Raw genomic sequence first — 22,863 nt, forward strand, 5'->3', positions numbered from 1 at the left:
CTCGCCGCCGCGGGAGCTCTGGTCCAGTCCGGCGTTCGCGGGTACGGTACCCCCAGGAACGGTGAGGAGGCCCGGCATGGACGACCAGGACATCCTGTCCACCATCCGCTCCCTCGTGGAGGAGGAGCACCGGCTCCGGGAGCATACGGCCGGCAGTGTCCGGGGCCACGAGAACGAGGGACGCCTGCGCCGCATCGAGGAGAGCCTGGACCAGTGCTGGGACCTGCTGCGGCAGCGGCGGGCCAAGAAGGAGTACGGCGAGAACCCGGATGCCGCGTCCGTCCGCCCGGTCAGCCAGGTGGAGGGCTACTGGCCCCGCTCGAGGAGCCGTTCCTAGGGTTCCGCTGCCCGAGGTCCTCAGCCGCCCACGAGCTGGTCGAGGGTGACGAAGCCATAGCCGGCGCTGCTGATCCGATCGATGACCTGGGCCAGTGCGTCAGCGTCCAGGGTGCTGCCGTCGTCCGGGTTGGACCCGGCATGCATGAGGACGATCTCGCCGGGCTGGAGTCCGCCCAGCACACGGTCGGTGACCGTCTGCGTGCTGATGCCACCGCTGGTGCCCTTCCAGCCCAGGGTGTCCACGGTCCACCGCACCGGGACGTACCCGAGGTCGTTCACGGCGGCGATGGTCCGCGCATCCCGTTCACCGAAGGGGAAGCGGAAGAACGGGCGGGGGTCGGCGCCGGCGGCCTGGATGGTCTGCTCGGCTCCGCGGACCTGGTCGGCGATGAGTGGATCCGAAAGACCGGTGAAGCCGGGGTGCGTCAGGGAATGGTTCGCGATGCGGTGGCCTGCCGCGGCGATCTGTCCCACCCCTCCCGGATTCGACGCGGCCCAGGTCCCGGTCAGGAAGAAGGTGGCGGGCACTCCCTTCGCGGACAGGGTCGACAGGATCTTCGGCAGGCCCTCGGCATCGGCTCCGGCGTCGAAGGTGAGCGCCACGACGTTCCCTGCGCCGGGCAGCACCGTGAGGTCCTGACCGCGTAGTGACGGCGGGAAGGGTGCGGAGGGCTGCGGGGTGACCGGTTCCGGTTCCGGGCCCGGTTGTGGTTGGGGTATCGGGGGCACGACGACCGGCGGCTGGACCGGTTCCGGTGACTCTGCCGCAGGCACCGTCGCGGGTGCCGCCGGTGAAGGGGATGTCGTGGCCGGCTCCGGTGAGGTCACCGCGGGCCCGGCCGACGGCGGCGGGCTGTCGGCGCGGCCCGCGATCACCACGGCGATCACCACGGCGATCGCCAGGAGGACGAGGGTGAGGAGAGCGGCAGCCCATCGCCGTCGTGCTGTCCCCGCCGGTGCCGTCGTCATGGTTCCTCCCCGGGACGGTGTCCACGAGAGCGGCCGCGATGCCCTCGATCCCGGGCGGCTGAAACCTCGCACCACCGTCAGGCCCATGATCGGCCGTGGCGCGCGGGGACGGCAGAGGCTTTGGTCCGTCCATTCCTCCACGGCACCCGCCGACGCGCTCACGATCCGCCTCCGGAGAACGAGGAACACGAGGGACACCGGGACGGTCATCAGGGCCGCAGCCTCCGCCGTGCCCATCGCCCGGGCACTCCGAGGCCGGGCGTCCTCGGCGGCCCGGGAGGGTTGGGCATCGGATCAGTGCAGGATGCGCTGGTACAGCAGGTGGTCCTGCCAGGACCCGGCGATGCGGAGGTAGGAGGGCGCCGTCCCGATGAGCGTGAAGCCTGCCCGGTGCAGGACGGCCGTCGATGCCGTGTTGTGCGGCAGGACGGACGCCTGGATGCGGTGCAGGCCCAACTCGTCCCGGGCCTGCCGCAATGCTTCCTGCAGGGCGGCCGAGCAGACGCCCCGACCCTGCATCCAGCCGGCCACCCAGTAGCCCACATGGGCGCTGAGGAACGGGCCGCGTTCGCCTGATGGGGATTCGAGCCCCTTCCCGCCGCTTTCCCCCGCTGTCACACTGTCTCCATGGCCGGAGCCCCTGACTCCCGTATCGACGACTACATCGCCGCGTTGCCGGACTGGCAGCAGGAGATCTGCCGCATCGTCCGTCGTGTGGTGCACGAGGCCGATCCTGACGTCGAGGAGACGATCAAGCGCACCCGCCAGCCCTACTTCGTGCTCCACGGGAACGTGTGCGCTCTCCTCGCCACCAGGGACCACGTCAACGTCTTCCTCTACGACGGCGGCCTGGCACCCGATCCGCACGGCATCATCACGGGCGGCCACGGCAATGCGACCGGACGGACGATCGCCGTGTACGAGGACCGGCCGGTGGACGAGGATGCGCTCCGCGAGATCTTCCGGGCTGTCATCGCGGACAACCGGGCCGGCGGTTGGCGCAGCATCACCAGGCGTGCCGATCCCGGCGGGTGAGCCCGGAGAAGCACCACCTGAGCTCGCTGCATGAACTTCCAGAACCCCGTGCAGCAACCGTCGGAACCGGCTCGCTGGTGAGGCATCGGTGTCCGGGTCAGCGGTCGGGGGACTGGTCCTGCCGGCGCAGGCAGCTGTTTCCACAGCGCCTGCGCCGGCAGGGTTGTCGTCAGGCCGCGCTGGTGGCGTCCTGGACCTCTCCGACGAGTTCTTCGAGGATGTCTTCGAGGAAGAGCATGCCGGTGGTGTTTCCTTCGGCGTCGAAGACGCGGGCGATGTGGGCGCCGGTGCGGCGCATGGTCGCCAGGGCGTCCTCGAGGTCGCTGCTGCGGTACGCGGACGCGAGCCGGCGGACCCTCTTGGCCGGCACCGGCGCATCGAACGACTCCGGGGTGGAGAGATCCGTGACGTCCTTCAGATGCAGGTATCCGGTCGGTTCCCCGTCGCGGGTGAGGATGTATCGGGAGTACCCGTGGTCGCTGACCGTCTGCTGGATGATGGCCGGGCTGGCGGTCTCCGGCAGGTGCACGATGTCCTGGATGGGGACCTCGACGTCGGCCACGGTCTTGGACGTGAACTCGAACGCGTTGGTCAGGGTGCCACTTCCGTCCGCGAGAAGGCCTTCCCTGGTGGACTGCTCGACGATGGTCGCGACCTCATCGAGGGTGAAGGCGCTGGTCGCCTCGTCCTTCGGCTCGACCCTGAACAGGCGCAGGATGCCGTTGGCGATCCCGTTCAACGTCCAGATGACCGGCCTGACGACCTTGGACACGAACACCAGGGGCGGCGCCAGGATCAGTGCGGCCTTCGTGGGCACGGAGAACGAGATGTTCTTGGGGACCATCTCGCCCAGGACCACGTGCAGGAACGTGACGAGCAGCAGGGCGATGACGAATGCGATCACGCCGATCGCTTCGGGCGGGATCGGTGTCAGGGCCAGCGGGTACTCGAGCAGGTGATGGATCGCCGGCTCGGAGACGTTGAGGATGACCAGCGAGCAGACGGTGATGCCGAGCTGGCTGGTGGCCAGCATCAGGGTGGCGTGTTCCATCGCCCACAGGGTGGTCTTCGCGGCCTTGCTGCCTTCCTCGGCGCGCGGCTCGATCTGGGAGCGACGCGCGGAGATGACCGCGAATTCGGCGCCGACGAAGAACGCGTTGACGGCCAGGAGCACGACCAGCCAGATCAGTCCGGGCAGGTACTCACTCATGGGTCAGTTCCTTCGTCAGCTCGTCGATGGTGCGGTCGTGGCGGCTCTGCGCGTCCTCGGGTCTCTGCGGGTAGTCGGAGGGATCCGTGGGGGTGAAGCGGATGCGCTCCACGTGGGCTCCGAGGACCCGCTCGACGCGCAGCACGCCGTCGCTGAGGGCCACTTCGTCGCCGAGTTCGGGGATCCTGTCGAGTTCGTCGGTCACGTATCCGGCGAGGGTGTCGTAGTCCTCGCCCTCGGGCACGTCGATACCGGTGCGTTCCCTGAGTTCGTCGGGGCGCAGCGACGCGTCGAAGGTGAGGGACTTGCCGGTCCGGACGACGCCGACGTGGGCGCGGTCGTGTTCGTCCTCGAGTTCCCCGACGATTTCCTCGATGAGGTCCTCGAGGGTGACGATGCCTGCGGTGCCGCCGTGTTCGTCGGTGACGATCGCGACCTGCAGTCCCTGCCCGCGCAGCAGACCCAGCAGGGTGTCGACGCTCATGGATTCGGGGACGCGCAGGGGTTCGACCATCAGCTTCCCGGCCGTGGTGATGCTCCGTGCATCCAGGGGGACGGCGAAGGCCTGCTTGAGGTGGATGACGCCACGGATGTCGTCGTTGTCCTCACCGATCACGGGGAAGCGGGAGTACCCGGTGGTCACTGCCGTGGCGACGATCTCGGCCGCGGTGTCGGTGGTCTTCACGGAGGTCATCCGCACGCGGGGTGTCATGACGTCGTCGGCCGTGTGGTCGGAGAAGAGCAGGGTACGGTGCAGCAGCTCGGCGTGGTCCTGGTCCAGGGAGCCCTCCAGGGCTGACCGGCGGACCAGGGAGCTGAGCTCCTCGGCGCTGCGGGCACCGGAGAGCTCTTCCTTGGGTTCGATGCCGAAGGAGCGGATGATCTTGTTGGCCGTGTTGTTGAACAGGAGGATCACGGGTTTCAGGACCGTGGTGAACAGGGTCTGGAACGGGACGACGAACTTCGCGGTCTGTCGGGGAAGGGCCAGGGCGAAGTTCTTCGGGACCAGCTCGCCGATGACCATGGAGAACACGGTGGCGAGGAAGATGCCCACCACGGCGCCGATCCCGGGCACGAAGGCCTCGGGGACGCCGGCGCCGAGCAGTGGTTCGCGGAGCAGGGAGCTGATAGCCGGCTCGAACGTGTAACCGGTGAGCAGCGTGGTCAGGGTGATCCCCAGCTGCGCACTCGACAGGTGCGTCGAGGTGATCTTTAGGGCCTTGATGGTGGGCTTCAAGCCCTTCTCGCCGCGCGCGTCGCGGGCTTCGAGCTCTCGGCGGTCGAGGTTCACGAGCGCGAACTCCGAGGCCACGAACATGCCTGTGCCGACGGTGAGGATCAGGCCGACGCCGATCATGACTAACTCGTACACGGTGTCGCCCCCCATCCTCGATCGGCCGGCTGTGCGGCGTTCAGGCGGGTGAGGGGCGCGGGTCTATGCGTCGGGGGGTCATCCATAATGCCGTCAAGTCTACTGGGGCAAGATGAGAAGACGGTGAGGGCGGGCAAGGTGAACGAGGCTCACAGGTGTGGTAGCGCCTCATCTCCGAAGCCCGGCTGATGTTCGGTCGTGGTGGTGGTGCGGAGGGCGTGCACGGCGAAGCGCACACGGACGCCGGCCGGGTGACTGTCCTGGATTGCCGGCGATGCAGGGTCGCTCCAGTGCGCACCGGGTGTCTCCTGAGCAGCACCACGGTGGTGAGCCCCGGAGAGGTCGTGGACCAGAAGCAGGATTCGGGAAAGACCACGAGGTCTGGACATACTGGATCAATGAAACCTCTGTTGATCGTCGTCGCTCTTGTCGCCCTCGTCCTGCTCGTCATCGGCATTGCCGTCGAGGCTCTGAAGTTCCTGCTGTACGTGGGGCTCGTCGTCCTTGTCGTATCAGCAGCCCTGCTCGTACTTCAGCGTGTGCGTTCACGAGTGCACGGCTAGGAAGAAACCCGTACGGGGTCCCCGGACAGTACCGCCGCCCTCGCACCGCAGGGCGTCATTGGCCGGCAGTGGTAGGCAGTGGCAGAAGGCACAGGAAAGGGGAGTGCGCCCTGGTGAGGCGCACCCCCCTTCGTCTCTTCTGCTTCACTGCCGGATGTCCTGGCGCGGTGCAGGACGGCAGGAATGTCAGTGCTTGAAGGCGTCCTTGATCTTCTCGCCGGCCTGCTTCAGATCACCCTTGGCCTGATCGCCCTTACCCTCGGCCTTGAGGCTGTCATCGCCCGTGGCGTCACCGGCAGCTTCCTTGCCCTTACCGCCGAGCTTGTCCGCGGTGTTGCCGATCTTGTCGTCCAGTCCCATGATGCTCTCCCTACGGTTGACGTCATTGGTGGTACCACCGGCTTCGTGCACCGGCCGTTCCAGTCTATGCACGGTGACCCGCGTCTCGTGGATGCTGCACGCTTCCCTCCCGGCTGCCGACCCGAGCGCGCTACCTGCATCCTCGGGCTTCGGGCTCCCTTGTCCCCACCCGAATCCGACAGCCTGGTGATGGCGGATGGCGGGCAGAATCGTCTCCAGTACCCGCACTCGGCAGCGTTGATGAAAGGCCGCACCTCATGAGCTCCTCCGCCTCACCACGAGCACTTCGCCGCCAGAGCGATCACCAGGACCCCTGGGCCGGACCGCTCGGGCGTGCAGCGCACCGAGCTACCCAGGTCCTGCTCCTGCTGGCCCTGTTCACCGTGGTCGTCTATGCCCTGATCCAAATACGCCTGGTGATCATCCCGCTCCTGCTGGCCCTGATCCTCGCCTCGGCCATCGGACCGTTCGTGTCCTGGCTGCGACGCAGGGGATGGTCGAGTTCCCTCGCGACCGCGGCGTCCTTCGCCATCCTCCTCGCGCTCATCGGCGGTCTGCTCGCAGGAGTCGTGTTCGCGGTCATGGGCCAGACCGACACCCTCACCAGCAGTGCCGTTCAGGGCATCGATCAGCTGATCGATTTCGTGGAGAACGGGCCCCTGCCGGTCGACGACGGGCAGATCCAGGCGGCCCGGGACGCGGTCGTGGACTTCGCCACCAGCAGTGCGGCCGGCACCACCGCCCTGGCCGGACTGAGCGCTGCGACGAACTTCCTCACCGGGCTGCTGCTGATGATCGTCATCCTCTTCTTCTTCCTCAAGGACGGCGAGAAGATCTGGGCCTTCACCCTGAGGGCCTTCAAAGGCACCCGACTGGTCAAAGCACGCAACGTCGGAGATCAGAGCGTCGCCGTGCTCGGCGGGTACGTCCGCGGGACCGCGATCGTCGCGGCCGTCGACGCGTTCTTCATCGGACTGGCCCTGGTCGTCCTCGGGGTGCCCCTCGCCCTGCCGCTGGCCGCGATCGTATTCATCGGGGCATTCATCCCCCTGGTCGGGGCAACCCTGGCAGGCGCCGTGGCGACCCTCGTCGCCCTGGTCACCAACGGACCCGCCGCCGCACTGATCGTGCTCGGCGTCGTCATCCTCGTCAACCAGCTCGAAGGCAACTTCCTGCAACCGGTCGTCATGGGCCACACCCTCAGCGTCCACCCACTCGTGATCCTCGTCGCCCTCACCGCAGGGACCGTCCTGGCAGGAATCATCGGCGCGATCCTCTCCGTCCCCCTCACCGCCGTGGCCTGGGCGGGCATCAAGGCATGGAACGCCGACCGCGACGAAGACATCACCGACGACGCCATCACCCAGGCCGAGACACACACCCTCATGGACGAACAAGGCCACGGACCCCGCAACACCCCCGCCGGCAGGCCGACCGAAGAGAATCCCCTCCAGGACCACGGACAGGATTCAGGGCAGGACTTCGGGGAGGACGCGCAGCAGGACGGGACACGCCCCCCGGAGTACGACGGGGTCACCGCGCACACCTCCGACCCGGGGGAGCGGACTGCCGTCAACTCTCGTCAGGAAACACTGGATGCCGCAGGTGCAGGTGCAGATGCGGATTCCAGCACCGACCGTCGCCCCGATCCGGGCCGGTGATTTCACCTGCAGGCCATCAGACGCCATGGCGGCAGTTCGGCCGGGCTCGCAGGAGCTCTGCCGACGCAGGACGCCCGGTGTGCCGGAGTGCCAGGTCTCGGTGATGGGAGGACAGGCTCCGGGGTTACGAGGTGGGGGTCGGGGTCTGGTCCAGTGCGTCCCGCAGCAAGGGCAGGAGCGTGTCCCCGTCGGCGCCGCGCAGCACCGGCACCCCGTTGATCAGGTCTGCGTCAGGCTCGGCCCCGGCTGCCGCGGTGATCTCGGTCGTGCGGGTCGAGGGGGTGGGCCGGACCTGGCGGAGGGCGATGGCCGCCACCCGGTCGGGGTGGGTTTCGGCCAGTTCGGCGTAGATGGTCGGGTCGTGTTCGCCGTCGTCTCCGACAAGGACCCAGGTGATGTGGGACAGGTCGTCGATGAGTGTGGCGAGGGAGGAGGACTTGTGCTTCTTGCCGTCGCGGAACCAGCGGTTCGGGGTGATGCCCCAGTCCGTCATCAGCACCGCTCCTGCCGGGAAATCGTTCCGTTCCAGGAATCGGGTGACCGGTCCCACGAAGTTCCAGGGCCCGTTGCTCAAGTACACGACGGCGGGATGGTCCTGGCCCTCGACGGCGGTGCGGAGCAGGTGGGCCATGCCGGGCACCGACGTCCGTGTCGCGCTCGAGCCGCGCAGCGTCCGCCACGCCGCACGGGCCGGATGGGCGATGCCCGTGATCCACACCGTGTCGTCGATGTCGCACACCACGCCGCGCCCCGGATGGGCGGCGGCACTGTGGACCGTCGCCGTAACCGGAGCACGCCCCGTCACCTGCAGCACGGCATCCGTCGTGCCCGGGGGTAGCGGGGTGTCCAGCGGCAGCCGGGCGTCGATGATGCCGGCCTCGTTCGTGGTGACCGTGGTTCGGGTCCCCTGCACCTCGATCTGCACCTCGGTCCCGGGGCTCTCGAGCGTGAACAGGCGCCGCCACCCGGAGATCCCGCGCCGGGCGGCAGGATCGACCGACGCCGGGGCCAGGACGACCCGGCCCAGCACGCGGGAGTGCTGGGCGCTGGCGTACCCCGAGTAGGGGATCACCGCCGGCGTCCAGCCCTTCTCGACCGCCCGCCGGGCCAGCCGATCACGGACGCCGGTCTCGGTCCGGTAAGCAACCGTGATCGCGTCCTGGCGGAAATGGCTCAAGGAAATTCTCGGTAAGCGCATCAGTTCACCGTACCGAGACCCCTCGCACACCGCGAGGTCAGAAGGAACAGGGGTGTGGCTGGCGCCCGGGCGGGCCTTTGACTTACGGCGACATGGGTCGGTCGGTGGAAAGGGCGGCGAAGAGATCGGCCGCGTCGGCAGAGGGGACGACGCGGTTGGGGTCCAGAGGGTCCGCCTCCCAGGGCATCGTAGCGACGGTGATGTTCTCCGACGGCACTCTGGCCAGTTCCACCCCGAGGCCGACCTTTGCTCCGAGCGAACCCAGCCCCGAATCGACGCGGAGAGAGGACGTCGCAGCATCGATGAACCCGATCATCCGCTCCGGGCTCGTCAGGGTTCCGGACGCCGTCACATGTCCGACGACGGCGCCGATGACGTCCTGTTGATGGGCCATCCGCGCGATGTCGCTTCCATCGAAACTGTCGCGGGTCCGGGCCAACGCGAGGGCTTCCTCACCGCTGAGGGTCTGCTGGCCGGCCGGTAGGTCCAGGTCGGCCTTCGGGTCGACCATGGCCTGATCGAGGTCCACGGGCAGACCATCCAGAGCATCGATCATGTCGATGAAGCCCGAGAAGCGCAGCTCCGCATAGTGATCCACGGACACCCCGGCCAGGTCTTCGACCGACCGGGTCAGGCACGCGGGACCGTACCCGAGCATCCCGTTGATCATGACCCGACCGGACGGGAAGGCCCTCCCGTCCGGGCTCGCGCAGGCGGGCACATCGAGGACCGTGTCCCGGGGGATTTGCACCGCGTCGATACGGGAGCGGTCTTCGCTGATATGGACCAGCACCATCGAGTCGCTGCGCGTCGCGGCTTCCGGTTCACCCTCTCTGGCATCAGAAGCCGCCAGGAGGATATTGACCGGCCGGCCCTCATAGTCCTGAATCGATTCCCCAAGATCGACGACGGCCGTATTCGACTGCCACCTCGCCCCGAAGTACAGGCTCACCGCACCCACCACGAGTGCCACGAGCACGGATACGCTGATGACCAGCCTGCCCCTCCGAGGAACGTTCCGCACATACGCGTCTCCCCAGGCCGTGAATACTGACATCGGGGCGAACTCCAGACCTGGACCATCATCGGGCACCGACCGAACAAGCCGGCAGCGTAGGCCTCCATGATAGGAGGTCCCAGCACGTCGACGTGCAGACGCAGGCCCCTACGTGCTGCCCGCACCGCAACAGCACGAAGCCCGGATGGCGCAAGCCACCCACGGTGACGGGCATCCGCAGCAGATGGATACCCTGGCACCGGGCATCAACCGCGCCGTAGCAAAGCACCGTTCGTTCACCGCCGGGACCGAAGGCACCGGATCGGCCCCGACGCCCGACCTGAAGGACCAGACCACAGGGAAGCCCGCGGTGAGCGGGAGCAAGGACGCTCCTCCGCACCCGAGAACGGTCAGGCCTGGAGTGCGCAGCAGGCGGAACCCGACAGCACGCGTTCGGGCGGGGCGAAAGCGACCGCACCTGTCCATCGAGAGCTGCCCGGTCGGTGAAGAGGCGCTGCCACCGCTGTGTGCAGCTCAGTGAGGGAGCAGATCCTGAACGAGGTCCAGTGCGGGCGCGTCCGCGAGGCACCGCGATGGTCGCGTGTATACCCCTAGGGGGTACTTGCAACTAGATACCCCCTAGGGGTATCTTCGATGCAGGCCGTCGCCCAGGGGCGGCCCTCCATCATCGGGAGGGACGCCATCATGGCGAACAGCACATATACCGTCCAGGGGATGTCCCGCGGTCACGGCGCAGAATTCGGCCGCTCCGAGGTCGTCAAGATCTCGGGTGTCATGGACGTGTCGTTCGACGTCGCTGCAGACAGGCTCACGGTCACCAGCGAAGGAGCCGCGTCTGCCGGGTCCGTGACCGAAGCGGTTGAAGAGGCAGGCTCCGAAGTGGTCGCCCCAGCATGACCTGCCGGCCCGGCATCGCGGGAGGGCTGCCGACCCCGGTCCACCGGCCGCTGCGGCGGTCGCCTCCAGTGAGACGTTCGTCCGAAAGGCACACATCATGCGCACTCCAGTGAAACTTGCAGCCTATGGCGTGGGGCTCACGGTGGCGTTCACCGCCGCCCTGGGCATCGGCAGCGTTATTGGAAGCGCACCGCCGATCAATGACACCCGCACGGTGGACGCCCCTTCGGGTGATGCGCCCAGCATGCCGGCTCGCATCACGGATCACCGGACGGATCACGGTGCAGCAGGGCACTAGCCCTCGCGAATCCGCGCAGCCGTACCCGTCGAAGGAATGAGGAGAGAAGTATGAGCACCTTCCCGCAGAGCGTCACGAAGGCGCCGGTCGACAGTGGCCGGCTCGAGTTGGTTATCCAGGGGATGACCTGTGCTTCGTGCGCCAACCGTATCGAGAAGCGGCTGAACAAGCTCGAGGGTGTGAGCGCGACGGTGAATTACGCCACCGAGAAGGCGAAAGTCACGTTCCCGGCCCATCTCGCCCATGAGGACCTGGTGGCCGAGGTCGAGAAGGCCGGTTACACGGCCATCCTGCCCCAGCCGAAGAAACCCTCCGCGGAGCAGGCGGGCATCGGTGCGGGCGGGACCGACGAGGTGGCGGCGCTGCGGACCCGGTTGCTGATCAGTACCGTCCTGTCCGTCCCGGTGATCCTGATGGCGATGGTCCCGGCCCTGCAGTTCACGTACTGGCAGTGGCTGTCGTTCGCGCTGGCCGCCCCGGTTCTGGTGTGGGTGGCCCTGCCCTTCCACCGGGCAGCCTGGGCGAACCTCAAGCACGGCACGGCGACCATGGACACCCTCATCTCGATGGGCACCATCGCCGCGTTCAGCTGGTCGACCTACGCGTTGTTCCTCGGAACCGCTGGGACTCCGGGGATGACCCACCCCTTCGAGTTCTCGGTCGCCCGGATGAATGGCGGCGCGAACATCTATCTCGAAGTGGCAGCCGGCGTGACGACGTTCATCCTGGCAGGGCGCTACTTCGAGGCGAAGTCCAAGCGCCGGGCCGGAGCTGCGCTTCGCGCCCTGCTGGAGATGGGCGCCAAGGACGTCTCGGTCCTCCGCGGCGCACCGAACGGGTCGACGGTCCGCTCAGAGGAGCGCATCCCCGTCGACGCCCTCACCGTTGGCGATGATTTCATCGTCCGTCCGGGTGAGAAGATCGCCACCGACGGCACGATCATCGAGGGCTCTTCGGCGATCGACGCGTCCATGCTGACGGGTGAGTCCGTGCCCGTCGAGGTCGTCCCGGGCGACACGGTCACCGGTGCGACCGTGAACGTCGGCGGGCGCCTCGTCGTCCGGGCCACCCGGGTGGGAGCGGACACCCAGCTGGCGCAGATGGCCCGCCTGGTCGAGGATGCGCAGAACGGCAAAGCCCAGGCCCAGCGCCTGGCCGACCGCATCTCCGGGATCTTCGTGCCCATCGTCATCCTTCTGGCAGTCTCCACGCTCGGCTACTGGCTGGGCAGCGGAAGCGGCGCAGGGTTCGCCTTCACCGCGGCCGTGGCGGTCCTGATCATCGCCTGCCCCTGCGCACTGGGACTCGCCACCCCCACCGCCCTGCTCGTCGGGACGGGACGCGGAGCGCAGCTCGGCATCATCATCAAAGGCCCCGAGGTCCTCGAGTCCACCCGCACCGTCGACACCATCGTGCTGGACAAGACCGGAACAGTCACCACCGGACGCATGACCCTGCTCGATGTCATCCCGGCAAACGGCGAGGACCGCGCCGACGTCCTGCGACTGGCCGGAGCCCTCGAGGACGCCTCCGAGCACCCCATCGCCCGGGCCATCGCGAAGGCAGCAACCGAACAGGCCGGTGAACTGCCCCCGGTCGGCGACTTCGCCAATCTCGAGGGACTCGGCGTCCAGGGCATTGTCGACGGACACGCGGTCCTCGTAGGACGAGCCCGCCTCCTGGCCCAGTGGTCACAGCCCCTCACCCCGGACCTCGAGCACGCCCTGGCCGCCGCAGAAGCCGAAGGCCTGACCGCCGTCGCCGTCGGCTGGGACGGAGTGGCCCGCGGGATCCTCGTCGTCGCCGACGCGATCAAGGACACCAGCGCCGAAGCCGTCGGCCAGTTCAAGAAGCTGGGCCTGACCCCGATCCTGCTCACCGGGGACAACGAGACCGTCGCACGGTCGGTGGCCGCCCAGGTCGGGATCGACCAGGTCATCGCCGACGTCATGCCGCAGGACAAGGTCGACGTCGTCAAGCAACTCCAGAGCGAAGGCAAGGTCGTCGCGATGGTCGGCGACGGCGTCAACGACGCCGCGGCCCTGGCGCAGGCCGACCTCGGACTCGCGATGGGCACCGGGACCGACGCTGCGATCGAAGCCTCCGATCTCACCCTCGTCCGCGGGGACCTGCGCGCGGCAGCCGACGCGATCCGGCTCTCCCGCCGAACCCTTGGCACGATCAAGGGCAACCTCTTCTGGGCGTTCGCCTACAACGTCGCCGCCCTGCCACTGGCCGCAGCCGGACTGCTCAACCCCATGCTCGCCGGCGCGGCCATGGCCTTCTCCTCCGTGTTCGTCGTGACGAACAGTTTGCGCCTGCGCGGCTTCCGACCGCTTCGCGCCAACCGGCAGGGTGCCGGTCGGGTCGGTCAGCCGGCCCGACCTGGCAGGAGGGCGGACACCGGCTCCTGATACGTCCCACTTTCTCTGCTTCGCCGCTCGCCGTCCGGGTCGTCCGATCCGGGACCGATTGGGAGTACACGACCTCTTCGACCCGTCGATGGGGTGCTCGGAACGAGGTGCCGTGGTCCGCTGCTTCCTGACCGGGGGTGCAAGTCGGTGGAGGGGCGCTGGGCGCCGGGCCGGAGTACCGTCGTACTATGACAGCACTTCAGTTGAGGGTCCCCTGTGTCTAGACCGGATGTGACCGGATCGGTCCGCACTACGGCGTCGTCGGACCTGGAGCGTAAAGCCCTGATCACGAGCGGGCGTCCGTTGTGGAAGGCCGTCAGCGCTGATCTGCTGAAGGCGGTCCAGAATGGAGCGTTCGATTCGGGATTTCCCGGTGAACTGGAGCTGGCGCAGCAGTACGGGGTCAGCCGGGGGACCATCCGGGCTGCGTTGAAGCCGTTGCGGGATGCGGGGCACATCACGGCGCATCCCGGGCAGAGGCCGATTGTCGTAGCGGGCAGCAGCACTGCCTATGGGCCCATTTACAGTCTTCTGGCCTCGATCCGTGAATCGGGCATGAAGCACAGCAGCGTGGTGCTGGAGCAGCATAGCGTCCGGGATCCGGCCATGGCCGCGCGACTGTCCCTGGCGGCGCAGGCGGAGCTCTTCCACCTGTCGAGGGTGCGTCTGGCGGACGGGGAGCCGATCGGGCTGGACGAGGTCTGGCTGCCCGCCGACATGACGCGGGAGTTGCTCGAGGTCGATTTCACCGACACCGCGCTGTACAGCGCGCTGGACCGGCGTTGCGGCATCGTGCTCGACGGCGGCACCGAGCAACTCACTGCGGTTGCAGCAAGCCCTCTGCAGGCCGAGCAGCTCGGATGTGCGGAAGGTACTCCGCTCCTCCTCATCGAGCGGACCGGATGTCACCGGGCCCGGACGCTGGAGTTCAGGCGCAGCTTCGTGCTGGGGGAGCGGTTCGCCATCTCGACCGCGTTCGGATGCAAGGCGCTTCCGGGCGACGGGGGGTGACGCGAACGGGACGAACGGGCGGGGCGGGACGACGCCGGCAAGGGGGCCGGGATCACGCCTCGGTGTCCGCTTTCCTATCAGCTGTCAGCTATCCGTCGGACGGGGTAGCGGTCGCCGTCCGAGCCCGGGGGGCCGGGCACTGGTTTTCGGAGGTGGCACGTGTGACGAAGGCCCACAGGAGAAGGCCGATGGAACCGATCGCCAGCAGTGGCTGGAGGGGCTCGAAGTATTGCACAGCGCCGGAACTGCCCAGGGCCACGAGCACCAGTTTGTTGCAGACGGGGCACCCGACCGCGAAGAAGGAGACGACGGTGCCGGCTACCCCGAACCGCTCGTGTCCTTCATCGGCCGGGGCGGGCGCGCGGGCGACGTAGGTGGCAACGAGCAGTCCTGTGAGGGCGGCGGTGATCCCGAGAACCGGGAAGGACCACCACGTAGGCGGGATCTCGCGGCTGAAAAGGGGTGTGTCGATGAGGTCGGTCGGTACTGCGATCACCAGATAGGTGAGGATCGCGGCGGCGATTGCCGCCCGCCAGCGGCGGCCGGACCACTGGAGCAGAGCTGATGTCACAGACACGCGGGAGCTCATCGGTTCTCCTTCGTGGCGGCCGACGACGTCGCCTCGGCATCGTTCCCGGCGGGACGGGCGTTCCGCTGGTTCCTGACGTACAGGGCGGCCGTGATTGCCAGGACGACCGTGGCCAGCAGTGCGAACACGGCGTTCGGGATATCCGAAGCTGCCCCGCTCACGGCGGACTCGAGCTGGAACTGGTCGGTGACGGTGAGTACCCCGCCGAGTCCGGCGGTGCCGTCGGTGACCAGCAGCAGGACTCCGATGCCGATGGAGAGAGCGCCGGAGACGATCATGACCCAGGAGTTGGACCATCGGCCGATGGTCACCGGCGGTGGCCGCAGCCAGCGGCGGCCCGAGATGCCGAGCCTGTCCCACAGCAGGGACAGCGCGAACAGGGGCAGTGCCATCCCGAGAGCGTAGATCGCCAGGAGGATCCCGCCGTACAGGGCGTTGCCGCCCACTGCGGCGACGGTCAGGATGGAACCAAGAATCGGTCCCGTGCAGACCCCGGCGATACCGTAGACAGCGCCGAGCGCGAAGACCGAGAGCCGTGAAGACCCGGTGCGGGTGTTGGTGCGGAGCAGGGACGGCAGCCGGAGTCCGGCGATCTGGGCGAGGCCCAGGGCGATGACCAGCCCGGCACCCGAGGCGACCAGGATGCCGCGGTGCTGGGTGACGAGGGACCCGAGTGTCCCGGCGAATATCCCCAGCGGTACGAGCGTGGAGAGCAGGCCCAGGTAGAAGAGGGCCGTTCGAGCGACGAGGCGGGTCCTGGTGGAGAATGCGTAGGCGAAGAAGGCCGGCAGGAGAAGGGCCGAGCAGGGGCTCAACAGGGTGAGGATGCCTCCCAGGAAGGCCCCGGCGTATCCGATGCCCATTACTTGGCGTCGGCCGTCTTGAGTGCGGCTTCGATGGCCTCTTCGAAGGTCTCCAGGGGTTGTGCGCCGATCAGTGCGGTGTCGTTGACGAGGAAGGTGGGTGTTCCGGTGGCGCCCAGGGCTGCGGCTTCCTGCGCGTCCTCGGCAACGGATTGCTGCAGTTCCTTGGAGTCGAGGTCGGCTTCGAACTGCGCCATGTCCGGTACCCCGGATTCTTCGGCGAGTTCCACCAGACGCTCCCGGGGAAGATCGGCATGTCCACGTTCGGGAGCGACGGCGAAAGCCGCTTCGTTGAACTCCCAGAACTTGTCCTGGTTCCCGGCGGCGCGGCCGGCGACAGCCGCCATGGAGGACTGGCCGCCGAGGACCGGCAGGTCGCGCCATTCGACGCGCAGGTCACCGCTCTCGACATACTTCTCCACCAGGGGTGGCAGGGTCTCGCGGGAGAAGACCGCGCAGAAGGGGCAACGATAGTCCGCGTACTCGACCAGCACGACCGGGGCGTCGACCGCACCGAGCGCCGTGGGGTCGTCCGCGATCCGCCGGGACATGTCCAGCGGCGCGCCCTCGGAGTCGGTGGATCCCTGCGAGGATGATCCGGTGTCACTGGCCCCCTGGGATGCTCCTCCCTGATACGCGAAGATCCCCACCAGCAGCATCAGGATCCCTATTCCGAGGGCGGCGATCACCAAGGTCCAGGGTCGACGACGGGAGGTACTGGTGGAAGGCGATGGCATGCGAACTCCTCAGGATGACCGGAACATCAAATGTCTATACATTTCTCGAATTCGACGCTACGGGCCCTGTGGCGGCCTGTAAAGTCTGGGCTCCAGCTGTGAGCATGCTGTATTCGGCGGCCCCCACTTCACGTGGTGGCGCGGTGAAGCCGCGGTGCCTGGGAGCAGGTGAGCCACCGGGCACCGCGGACGTCACGGGGTCAGGCGTTCACGCGGTAGTACACGGGGCCGGATCCGACATCGACGCTCTCGACGACGGTCTGGTTGCCGTTCCATCCACTGTGGATGGCCTGCCCGTCACCGAGGTAGACCGCGTTGTGGGAGAAGCCCATCCCGCCGTCGGCGTAGTAGATGAAATCGCCGGGCTTCGGTGTCGATACCGGCGTCGCGTACGCCATCAGGGACTCGGGGGACTCATCGCCGACCCCTTCGATCCCTGCTGCTCGCAGGGCGACTTCCCCCAGGACGGTGCAGTCCTGGATGGCCCCCATCTGTGCCCGGGCCGCCTCGAGAATCGCCCCATTGGTCGATGAGGATGCCTCCGGTTCGACGTCGGCGCTCGCCAGCCTGATGGTTGACAGCTGGTCCGGCACATCGGCCGATGGTGCAGGGCTGGTCGGTGCTGGAGCGGTCATCAGTTCCACGCCCTGGGTGTTCGTCGCCCCGGTTAGGGCGATGACATCTCCCGGGTAGATGGTGGAATCCATCTGAAGTCCGTTCAGCGACAGAATCGTCTCCAGCGCGATCCCATGCAGCGCTCCGATCTGGTTCAGGGTGTCCCCGGCGACCACGGTGTGGGTGGACGGCCCGAAGGCGACGGCCTGGCCGGACGTGCCTGCGTGGGAGGAGGCGGCGCCCGAGGCGCTGTCCCCCTGGGGGGCATTCGCGATGGCCCCCGCCTGGGCCGGCGTGGCCATGCTCAGCACGAGTCCTGATCCCAGGGCGACGAGGGCGACCTGGCGGCCCACCTTCCCGCCATGGCTGGAAACGCCTCGTGAAAGGGTGGACAGGGTGCTGGTGGTGGCCCGGTGGCGGCCGCGGGTGTTCTTGTCTGACATTGCTTGACCTCTCCCAATACCTGCGAGGTGAGCTGTCGGATGCGGGTGGGAGTCACCCGGCCGCCGGACGGTGATGCCGGCGGCTTAACCCCAAGGATTCAGTGAGAATCCGAACCTGGTTCCCCCGCCCCTGCCGAAGTTTCGTGGTGTACGGGCCTCGGCAAGCGGCAGGGTTCGGTAACGTGCCAAGGGTGCTGCGCCTGATGGGCAGCACGAACTCAATCTACACAGAAATCACAAATGTATAAACATTTGGAGGGCGCGGAGCGACAGGGTGTGACAGGGCTCATCCGGAAGCGATATCCCAGGGCGACGGCAACTGCGTACCTGTTCGACTGCGCTGTGGCCCCGAGCGTTCAGGTTGAGCAGCCGTCGATGGCGGGAAACCCTCAATGAGCCATCCAGGGCAGCCCCGTGGCGCTCATCGGGAGTTGTTCTCGAGGGTTGTTCCGGCTGTCGGTGTTTGCATCGGACATGACATCGAAGCCGGGCAGCAGTTGTCCGCGTGGGTCGATGTTGACGCAGGCGTCCGCGATTCACCGACCCTGAGCGCCTGGTTGCTCGGTGGCAGAAAAGCATGCTGTCACGCTGGGTAGGGCAGCGGGCGTGAGGCCGAAGGCGCCACGCTTCTCGATATGTCTAGACATTTAGCTCGCCACGGTAGCATGCAGTCCATACCCCAGCCCCCGATCCACGTCAGGACGGTGTGATGCTGTCGGGGTCGCCTGCGAAGGAGCTTCCGTGTCCGCTACCCATTCCACCCCCGGAGTTCGCCCTGCCACGGACGTGAAGGGTTTGCTGATCCACGCGGCGGGGCCGGCGGAGCCCGGTTCGTTGGGCGGCGCCCTCCGCAGTGCCACCAACGCCTCGGCCGCTCTGCCTCCAGGAAGCATCATCGAGGTGGTCATCCAGGGTCCTGTCGTTGCGATACTCGCCGGCGGGTCCGAGGTAACGGAAGCCATCGCGGACGTCCTGGATCACGGGGTGCGCATCCTCGCGTGTGAGAACAGTATGCGGTCGGCAGACATGGAGCCAAGCCAGCTGCTGCCCGGCATCGACCATGTGTCGGCAGCCGTCGCCCATCTGGCATCGCGACAATGGGAAGGATGGGCCTACGTCAGGATGTGATCCGTTCAGGAGGCACGGTCGAGGGCAGAGCTGTGGCGGCGGCCGGGTCTACCGTGCCGCCGCCGCAGCGTGTCGTCGGTCTCTGCCTGCTCAGTTGGTGGTCACGGTCTCCCGTGCCTGCTGCCAGGTGGTCCAGGCGTTGTAGCTGCCGTCGAGTTCGGCGATGTCGTAGCCGGCGCGGCGGAGGGCGCTGGCGGCGACGGAGTTCCTGAGTCCGCTCTGGCAGTAGGTGATGATGGTGCCGGTGGTGGGGAGTTCCTCGAGGTGCCACATGAGGCGTCCGCCGTTGAGCTGGTGGGCTCCGGGGATGTGTCCGGTGGTGTGTTCGGTGCGGTTCCGGACGTCGAGGATCATTGCCGGGTCGGCGTCGGCGAGGTCCTCCGGGCGGATCAGTGTCGGGGTGGTGAGGGGCAGTCCGTGGAGGCTGGTGACGTATCCGGCGATGTCGTCGATGCCGACGCGGACCAGGTGGTCGCGGATCTGTTGGGCCTGGTCCTGGTCGGAGGCGAGCAGGACCAGGGGGTTGGGGTCGGTTTCGGGGTTCACGACCCATGCCCCGTAGGTGGCGATCGCGGCGTTCGCGGGGATGTTCAGGGACCTCTGGACGGTTCCGGTGTGGACCTGGTCGGCGGTGCGGGTGTCGATGAAGGTCAGGGTGTCGGCGGCGAGGCCGGCGGCGACCCGGTCGGTGTCGAGTTCGGTCAGCGGTGGGCGTTCTCCCATGATCGCGGGGCCGTCGCGGTTCTCGCGCTTCATCCGCCCGAAGTAGGCGTGGGCGTCGGGCTGGCCGTCGAGGAGTTCGTCGATGAAGCCCTGCTCGTCGTTCGCGGCGAGGTAGGGGCCCCACCAGGAGTAGAGCCGCTCGTAGCCGACGGTGGAGGACGGGATCGCGCCCAGGGCCTTGCCGCAGGCGCTGCCGGCGCCGTGGGCGGGGTGGACCTGCACGTAGTCGGGCAGGGTCAGGAATTTCTCCTGCAGGCTCCGGAACAGCTGCTTCGCTCCCTCGAAGCGGGTATCGACGCCCCCGGCGGCCTCGTCCAGCAGGTCCGGGCGGCCGAGGTCGCCGGAGAACACGAAGTCGCCCGAGAGCAGGTAGCCGGGCTGGTCGCTGAACGCGCCGTCGGTGACGAGGAAGGACAGGTGCTCGGGGGTGTGCCCGGGGGTGTGCAGGGCCCGGAGGCTGATGTTGCCGATGGTGATCGTGTCGCCGTCCATCAGGCGTGTGCCCTCGAAGGCGTACTGCCAGTCCGGCCCGCCCTCGCCGGAGACGTAGATCGCCGCTCCGGTCGCCGCGGCCAGTTCGCGGGTGCCCGAGAGGTAGTCCGCGTGGATGTGGGTCTCGGTGACGGCCACGATCCTCATGTTGTTCCTCGCGGCGAGGTCCTGGTAGACGGCGATGTCGCGCCGGCCGTCGACCACGACCGCCGTCCCGTTGGCCTGGCAGCCGATCAGGTAGCTGGCCTGGGCGAGGTCCTGGTCGTAGATGCGTTCGATCAGCATCGGGTACTCCTTCGGTTCGAATGGATGCAGATACCCCCTGGGGTATCCCGCTCTCCTCCAGCGTAATACCCCCAGGGGTATACCGCAAGGGGGGCGGTACCGGTGGGCGGGGTACCGGAAGGGGGTGCGTGACCGGTCCCGGGACGGGACGGGTCCGAGCACACACCCGGTCCATGGGGAGGCAGACGCCTCAGGTGCGGCGGGCCTGGTCGATCGGCAGGCCTGCGCGGGTCCAAACGGTCATGCCGCCGGCCATGGTGTCGGCGGTGAAGCCGGCGCCGTTGAGGACGAGGGTGTCAGGCGGTGGTGGTGCTGGCGGTGACCCACGCAGCGACGGCGAAGATGAGTGCCGCGAAGGAGATGCGGATGTGCTTGTCCTTCAGCCGTCGGGCGAATCGGGCGGCGACCATCGAGCCGAGGATGGCCGGCACGGCGAAGGTCAGCGTGGTCGGCCAGTCGATCGTGTAGCCGGCGGCGTGGGCACTGAACCCTGCGGCGGAGTTGATGATGATGATCGCCAGGGACGTGCCGACCGCCTGTGTCATGCGCAGGCCCAGGAAGATCGTCAGGGCCGGGGTGATGAGGAAGCCCCCGCCCACACCCAGCATGCCGGTGAGGAAGCCCACGAGCAGGCCCACTGCGACCGCTTTGGGTGCACAGGTCCGGAAAGCCCGCGTGGGCCCGGTGCTGCAGGAGCCCTCGCTTTCGCGGGTCGCGGTGAGCATCCGGATGCCGGCGAGCACCATGATCACGGCGAAGGCCAGCATCAGGAGGTCGGGGTCCACGAGCCGACCCACGGCCGCCCCACCCCAGGCCGCAGGGATGCCGGCGGCTCCGACCAGGGCGATCACGGGCCAGTTGAGGCCCTCGCGGATACGGGGCAGCAGCGCGGCCAGGGAGGAGAGCCCCACCACCAGGAGCGAGGTCGGGATGGCCTGGGCCGGGCTCATGCCCATCCCGTAGACCAGGGCCGGCACGGCGATGATCGACCCGCCGCCGCCCACGACACCCAGGACGATGCCGACCACGAGCCCCAGGAGCAGGGCCGGGATCATGCCGCCGCAGCTCCATCAGTGGCGGGGACGGGCAGCTGCAGGATGGCGCTTTCGCGGGTGGGCTCGGTGGTGGCCCTGTTCCAGGGCATCGCCGCAAGGGCCTTGCCCATCGCGCAGGTGTTCGTCGCGGCCGAGAAGGTCAGGCCGGTACCGATGACCCCTGCCAGGGCCCGGATCCTCGGGGAGACGAAGCGTCCGCCGGCCAGGCCGACGAGGACGAGGGAGCCCGCGGCCATGCGGACCTGACGCTCGAGGTCCCAGCGGCTGCCACCCCGCACCACATCACCACCGACGGCGGCGTATCCGGGCACCCCGCCCGTCAGGACGTGGGCTGCGCCGATGCCCGACGCCGCCAGCTTCTGGCGTGCCTGCTCGGCACGGACACCGGACTGGCACGCCAGCACCACCCGGCTGCCCAGGCGGGCAGCGAGCTCGTCGGTGTGCTCCGAGAGGAGCGGCAACGGCACGTTGTAGGAACCCTTGATGTGCAGGGACTCGAACTCCGCCGCGGACCGCACGTCGATCACCACGAGATCCTCGTGCTCGCCCACCCACTCACGCAGTGCCTCGGGGGACAACTCCGTCAGGGCCGACGAGGACGTCGCCTCCGACGCGGCGGGGACGGCGGGGTTCACGGGGGAAGGGGTGCTCATGGGAGCCTCTCGGTCGCATCGAAAAGGTATACCCCCTGGAGTATTCCTTATACCCCCCGGGGTAGTCAAAATACCCTTGGGGGTATAGACTGGCCACGTAACCCCCGACTTCTGGAGAAGACCATGCAACTCGACCCGACCGAAATGACTCCCGTCATCAACCGCCTCAAGCGTGCCCAGGGGCAGCTCGCCGCGGTCACCCGCATGCTCGAGGAAGGCCGGGACTGCAAGGACGTCGTCACCCAGCTCGCAGCCGTCTCGAAGGCCCTGGACCGCGCGGGGTTCGCCGTGATCGCCAGCGGCCTCGAGCAATGCATCGTCCGCGAGGACACCAGCCTCGACAAGAAGGAGCTCGAGAAGCTCTTCCTCACCCTCGCCTGATCCGAACGCCCGCCTGATCCGATCTCCCGCCCGATCCGAAGGAGCCACCCATGACGTACACCCACTCCATCGCCGTCCCCCTCCCCTGGGACGAGGCAGTACGCCGCACCAGGGAAGCGCTGAAGGAGCAGGGGTTCGGGATCCTCACCGAGATCGACGTGCGGGCCACCTTCGAGACGAAGCTCGGGGTGGAAGCCGCCGACGCCGTCGGCGACTACCTCATCCTCGGCGCCTGCAACCCCGCCCTGGCGAGCCGGGCCCTCGCGGCGGAACCCTCGATGGGCGCACTCCTGCCCTGCAACGTCGTCGTCCGGCGCGGCCGGGACGAACAGCAGACCACGATCGAGGCCATCGACCCGCAGACCATGGTCCGGCTCAGCGCGAGCCCGGCGGTCGGAGCGGTGGCCGACGACGCCGGAGCCCGCCTCGACAGGGCTCTCGCGGATCTCGCTTCCTGACCGCGAGCCGGGCCGGCCCGCCGAGGTCGGGAACTAAACGTCCCGGAAACACGCCCGCAATACCGCTCCCGAATCATGGAGGCAGCCCGCCGTCCC

Annotated in this window: 25 protein-coding genes and 1 riboswitch; of the genes, 11 read left to right on the plus strand and 14 right to left on the minus strand. The window is 68.0% G+C overall.

Features of this window, described 5'->3' with window-relative positions; translation table 11 throughout:
- The first annotated feature begins 76 nt into the window (after positions 1 to 76).
- A complete protein-coding gene (locus RY94_RS03835) occupies positions 77 to 337 on the plus strand; it encodes a DUF2630 family protein (RefSeq protein ID WP_043441989.1) in 261 nt (86 codons plus the stop codon).
- A 20-nt stretch (positions 338 to 357) separates the two neighbouring features.
- Here RY94_RS03835 and RY94_RS03840 read toward each other — a convergent pair whose 3' ends face one another.
- Both RY94_RS03840 and RY94_RS18315 read right to left on the minus strand, forming a co-directional pair.
- A complete protein-coding gene (locus RY94_RS03840; protein WP_043443480.1) occupies positions 358 to 1,308 on the minus strand; it encodes a polysaccharide deacetylase family protein in 951 nt (316 codons plus the stop codon).
- 294 nt (positions 1,309 to 1,602) lie between these two features.
- On the minus strand, positions 1,603 to 1,926 hold the full coding sequence (locus RY94_RS18315; protein ID WP_331374754.1) for a GNAT family N-acetyltransferase: 324 nt from the start codon (positions 1,924 to 1,926) through the stop codon (positions 1,603 to 1,605).
- A 9-nt stretch (positions 1,927 to 1,935) separates the two neighbouring features.
- Here RY94_RS18315 and RY94_RS03850 point away from each other — a divergent pair, with 9 nt between their 5' ends.
- Entirely contained in the window at positions 1,936 to 2,343 is a 408-nt protein-coding gene (locus RY94_RS03850) for a DUF1801 domain-containing protein (protein ID WP_043441992.1), read from the plus strand.
- 169 nt (positions 2,344 to 2,512) lie between these two features.
- Here the strand turns inward: RY94_RS03850 and RY94_RS03855 are convergent, their stop codons facing one another.
- Positions 2,513 to 3,553 (minus strand): hemolysin family protein, encoded by a 1,041-nt coding sequence (locus RY94_RS03855; RefSeq protein WP_043441995.1) that lies wholly within the window; start codon positions 3,551 to 3,553, stop codon positions 2,513 to 2,515.
- Positions 3,546 to 4,925 carry a hemolysin family protein gene (locus RY94_RS03860; RefSeq protein WP_043443484.1) on the minus strand — a complete coding sequence of 460 codons (1,380 nt, stop codon included), beginning with the start codon at positions 4,923 to 4,925 and terminating at the stop codon, positions 3,546 to 3,548. Before RY94_RS03860 ends, RY94_RS03855 begins: the two co-directional genes overlap by 8 nt.
- Before the next feature lie 398 nt (positions 4,926 to 5,323).
- Between RY94_RS03860 and RY94_RS18070 the strand changes: the two genes are divergently transcribed.
- Positions 5,324 to 5,488 (plus strand): hypothetical protein, encoded by a 165-nt coding sequence (locus RY94_RS18070; RefSeq protein WP_197060584.1) that lies wholly within the window; start codon positions 5,324 to 5,326, stop codon positions 5,486 to 5,488.
- A 186-nt stretch (positions 5,489 to 5,674) separates the two neighbouring features.
- Here the strand turns inward: RY94_RS18070 and RY94_RS03865 are convergent, their stop codons facing one another.
- The gene (locus RY94_RS03865; RefSeq protein ID WP_043443486.1) at positions 5,675 to 5,848 is read right to left on the minus strand and encodes a CsbD family protein; all 174 of its coding nucleotides are present in this window, start codon (positions 5,846 to 5,848) and stop codon (positions 5,675 to 5,677) included.
- Positions 5,849 to 6,105: 257 nt separating this feature from the next.
- Here RY94_RS03865 and RY94_RS03870 point away from each other — a divergent pair, with 257 nt between their 5' ends.
- A complete protein-coding gene (locus RY94_RS03870) occupies positions 6,106 to 7,509 on the plus strand; it encodes an AI-2E family transporter (RefSeq protein ID WP_082046034.1) in 1,404 nt (467 codons plus the stop codon).
- A 124-nt stretch (positions 7,510 to 7,633) separates the two neighbouring features.
- On the opposite strand, the gene RY94_RS03875 is transcribed toward RY94_RS03870, so the two are convergent.
- Both RY94_RS03875 and RY94_RS03880 read right to left on the minus strand, forming a co-directional pair.
- Positions 7,634 to 8,686 (minus strand): App1 family protein, encoded by a 1,053-nt coding sequence (locus RY94_RS03875; RefSeq protein ID WP_052273904.1) that lies wholly within the window; start codon positions 8,684 to 8,686, stop codon positions 7,634 to 7,636.
- 103 nt (positions 8,687 to 8,789) lie between these two features.
- On the minus strand, positions 8,790 to 9,686 hold the full coding sequence (locus RY94_RS03880; RefSeq protein WP_197060585.1) for an LCP family protein: 897 nt from the start codon (positions 9,684 to 9,686) through the stop codon (positions 8,790 to 8,792).
- Positions 9,687 to 10,358: 672 nt separating this feature from the next.
- Between RY94_RS03880 and RY94_RS03885 the strand changes: the two genes are divergently transcribed.
- From RY94_RS03885 to RY94_RS03895, 4 genes are all read left to right on the plus strand, one after another.
- Complete coding sequence (locus RY94_RS03885) at positions 10,359 to 10,622, plus strand: heavy-metal-associated domain-containing protein (protein ID WP_231554403.1); 264 nt, start codon at positions 10,359 to 10,361, stop codon at positions 10,620 to 10,622.
- 97 nt (positions 10,623 to 10,719) lie between these two features.
- A complete protein-coding gene (locus RY94_RS17650) occupies positions 10,720 to 10,920 on the plus strand; it encodes a hypothetical protein (protein WP_156135008.1) in 201 nt (66 codons plus the stop codon).
- A 50-nt stretch (positions 10,921 to 10,970) separates the two neighbouring features.
- Positions 10,971 to 13,334, plus strand: a complete 2,364-nt coding sequence (locus RY94_RS03890) for a heavy metal translocating P-type ATPase (protein ID WP_043441998.1) — start codon at positions 10,971 to 10,973, stop codon at positions 13,332 to 13,334.
- Between the two features lie 231 nt (positions 13,335 to 13,565).
- Positions 13,566 to 14,345: a GntR family transcriptional regulator gene (locus tag RY94_RS03895; RefSeq protein WP_052273906.1), complete on the plus strand. Its 780-nt coding sequence runs from the start codon at positions 13,566 to 13,568 to the stop codon at positions 14,343 to 14,345.
- 88 nt (positions 14,346 to 14,433) lie between these two features.
- Here the strand turns inward: RY94_RS03895 and RY94_RS03900 are convergent, their stop codons facing one another.
- From RY94_RS03900 to RY94_RS03915, 4 genes are all read right to left on the minus strand, one after another.
- Entirely contained in the window at positions 14,434 to 14,934 is a 501-nt protein-coding gene (locus RY94_RS03900; protein ID WP_043442000.1) for a hypothetical protein, read from the minus strand.
- Positions 14,931 to 15,797, minus strand: a complete 867-nt coding sequence (locus RY94_RS03905) for a cytochrome c biogenesis CcdA family protein (RefSeq protein ID WP_043442002.1) — start codon at positions 15,795 to 15,797, stop codon at positions 14,931 to 14,933. Before RY94_RS03905 ends, RY94_RS03900 begins: the two co-directional genes overlap by 4 nt.
- Positions 15,797 to 16,534 carry a DsbA family protein gene (locus tag RY94_RS03910; protein ID WP_043442006.1) on the minus strand — a complete coding sequence of 246 codons (738 nt, stop codon included), beginning with the start codon at positions 16,532 to 16,534 and terminating at the stop codon, positions 15,797 to 15,799. Before RY94_RS03910 ends, RY94_RS03905 begins: the two co-directional genes overlap by 1 nt.
- A 200-nt stretch (positions 16,535 to 16,734) precedes the next feature.
- The gene (locus RY94_RS03915; RefSeq protein ID WP_082046036.1) at positions 16,735 to 17,592 is read right to left on the minus strand and encodes a LysM peptidoglycan-binding domain-containing protein; all 858 of its coding nucleotides are present in this window, start codon (positions 17,590 to 17,592) and stop codon (positions 16,735 to 16,737) included.
- A 3-nt stretch (positions 17,593 to 17,595) separates the two neighbouring features.
- A riboswitch (cyclic di-AMP (ydaO/yuaA leader) is annotated at positions 17,596 to 17,765 on the minus strand.
- A 568-nt stretch (positions 17,766 to 18,333) separates the two neighbouring features.
- On the opposite strand from RY94_RS03915, the gene RY94_RS03920 reads away from it, so the two are divergent.
- Entirely contained in the window at positions 18,334 to 18,720 is a 387-nt protein-coding gene (locus tag RY94_RS03920; protein WP_231554404.1) for a DsrE family protein, read from the plus strand.
- A 90-nt stretch (positions 18,721 to 18,810) separates the two neighbouring features.
- Here RY94_RS03920 and RY94_RS03925 read toward each other — a convergent pair whose 3' ends face one another.
- The 3 genes from RY94_RS03925 to RY94_RS03935 all read right to left on the minus strand — a co-directional run bounded on the left by RY94_RS03925 (position 18,811) and on the right by RY94_RS03935 (position 21,928).
- Entirely contained in the window at positions 18,811 to 20,220 is a 1,410-nt protein-coding gene (locus RY94_RS03925) for an MBL fold metallo-hydrolase (protein WP_043442009.1), read from the minus strand.
- Positions 20,221 to 20,516: 296 nt separating this feature from the next.
- A complete protein-coding gene (locus RY94_RS03930) occupies positions 20,517 to 21,275 on the minus strand; it encodes a sulfite exporter TauE/SafE family protein (RefSeq protein ID WP_043442012.1) in 759 nt (252 codons plus the stop codon).
- Positions 21,272 to 21,928: a rhodanese-like domain-containing protein gene (locus RY94_RS03935; protein WP_052273908.1), complete on the minus strand. Its 657-nt coding sequence runs from the start codon at positions 21,926 to 21,928 to the stop codon at positions 21,272 to 21,274. The genes RY94_RS03930 and RY94_RS03935 overlap by 4 nt, the downstream gene beginning before the upstream one ends.
- Positions 21,929 to 22,051: 123 nt before the next feature.
- Here RY94_RS03935 and RY94_RS03940 point away from each other — a divergent pair, with 123 nt between their 5' ends.
- Positions 22,052 to 22,309, plus strand: coding sequence for a metal-sensitive transcriptional regulator (locus tag RY94_RS03940; RefSeq protein WP_043442018.1), 258 nt, complete (start codon positions 22,052 to 22,054; stop codon positions 22,307 to 22,309).
- A 50-nt stretch (positions 22,310 to 22,359) separates the two neighbouring features.
- Positions 22,360 to 22,767: a DUF302 domain-containing protein gene (locus tag RY94_RS03945; RefSeq protein WP_043442021.1), complete on the plus strand. Its 408-nt coding sequence runs from the start codon at positions 22,360 to 22,362 to the stop codon at positions 22,765 to 22,767.
- Positions 22,768 to 22,863 lie beyond the last annotated feature (96 nt).

Source organism: Arthrobacter sp. L77 (assembly GCF_000816565.1).
Classification (GTDB): Bacteria; Actinomycetota; Actinomycetes; order Actinomycetales; family Micrococcaceae; genus Arthrobacter_D; species Arthrobacter_D antioxidans.

What these genes read in the sequence shown, in the direction of transcription:
- RY94_RS03940 (WP_043442018.1), top strand. Translation starts at nt 22,052, where the DNA reads ATGCAACTCGACCCGACCGAAATGACTCCCGTCATCAACCGCCTCAAG.
- RY94_RS03900 (WP_043442000.1), bottom strand. Translation starts at nt 14,934, where the DNA reads ATGAGCTCCCGCGTGTCTGTGACATCAGCTCTGCTCCAGTGGTCCGGC.
- RY94_RS03925 (WP_043442009.1), bottom strand. Translation starts at nt 20,220, where the DNA reads ATGCTGATCGAACGCATCTACGACCAGGACCTCGCCCAGGCCAGCTAC.
- RY94_RS03865 (WP_043443486.1), bottom strand. Translation starts at nt 5,848, where the DNA reads ATGGGACTGGACGACAAGATCGGCAACACCGCGGACAAGCTCGGCGGT.
- RY94_RS03935 (WP_052273908.1), bottom strand. Translation starts at nt 21,928, where the DNA reads ATGAGCACCCCTTCCCCCGTGAACCCCGCCGTCCCCGCCGCGTCGGAG.
- RY94_RS03915 (WP_082046036.1), bottom strand. Translation starts at nt 17,592, where the DNA reads ATGTCAGACAAGAACACCCGCGGCCGCCACCGGGCCACCACCAGCACC.
- RY94_RS03870 (WP_082046034.1), top strand. Translation starts at nt 6,106, where the DNA reads ATGAGCTCCTCCGCCTCACCACGAGCACTTCGCCGCCAGAGCGATCAC.
- RY94_RS03855 (WP_043441995.1), bottom strand. Translation starts at nt 3,553, where the DNA reads ATGAGTGAGTACCTGCCCGGACTGATCTGGCTGGTCGTGCTCCTGGCC.
- RY94_RS03930 (WP_043442012.1), bottom strand. Translation starts at nt 21,275, where the DNA reads ATGATCCCGGCCCTGCTCCTGGGGCTCGTGGTCGGCATCGTCCTGGGT.
- RY94_RS03850 (WP_043441992.1), top strand. Translation starts at nt 1,936, where the DNA reads ATGGCCGGAGCCCCTGACTCCCGTATCGACGACTACATCGCCGCGTTG.
- RY94_RS03890 (WP_043441998.1), top strand. Translation starts at nt 10,971, where the DNA reads ATGAGCACCTTCCCGCAGAGCGTCACGAAGGCGCCGGTCGACAGTGGC.
- RY94_RS03835 (WP_043441989.1), top strand. Translation starts at nt 77, where the DNA reads ATGGACGACCAGGACATCCTGTCCACCATCCGCTCCCTCGTGGAGGAG.
- RY94_RS03945 (WP_043442021.1), top strand. Translation starts at nt 22,360, where the DNA reads ATGACGTACACCCACTCCATCGCCGTCCCCCTCCCCTGGGACGAGGCA.
- RY94_RS03840 (WP_043443480.1), bottom strand. Translation starts at nt 1,308, where the DNA reads ATGACGACGGCACCGGCGGGGACAGCACGACGGCGATGGGCTGCCGCT.
- RY94_RS03885 (WP_231554403.1), top strand. Translation starts at nt 10,359, where the DNA reads ATGCAGGCCGTCGCCCAGGGGCGGCCCTCCATCATCGGGAGGGACGCC.
- RY94_RS18070 (WP_197060584.1), top strand. Translation starts at nt 5,324, where the DNA reads ATGAAACCTCTGTTGATCGTCGTCGCTCTTGTCGCCCTCGTCCTGCTC.
- RY94_RS03910 (WP_043442006.1), bottom strand. Translation starts at nt 16,534, where the DNA reads ATGCCATCGCCTTCCACCAGTACCTCCCGTCGTCGACCCTGGACCTTG.
- RY94_RS03905 (WP_043442002.1), bottom strand. Translation starts at nt 15,797, where the DNA reads ATGGGCATCGGATACGCCGGGGCCTTCCTGGGAGGCATCCTCACCCTG.
- RY94_RS17650 (WP_156135008.1), top strand. Translation starts at nt 10,720, where the DNA reads ATGCGCACTCCAGTGAAACTTGCAGCCTATGGCGTGGGGCTCACGGTG.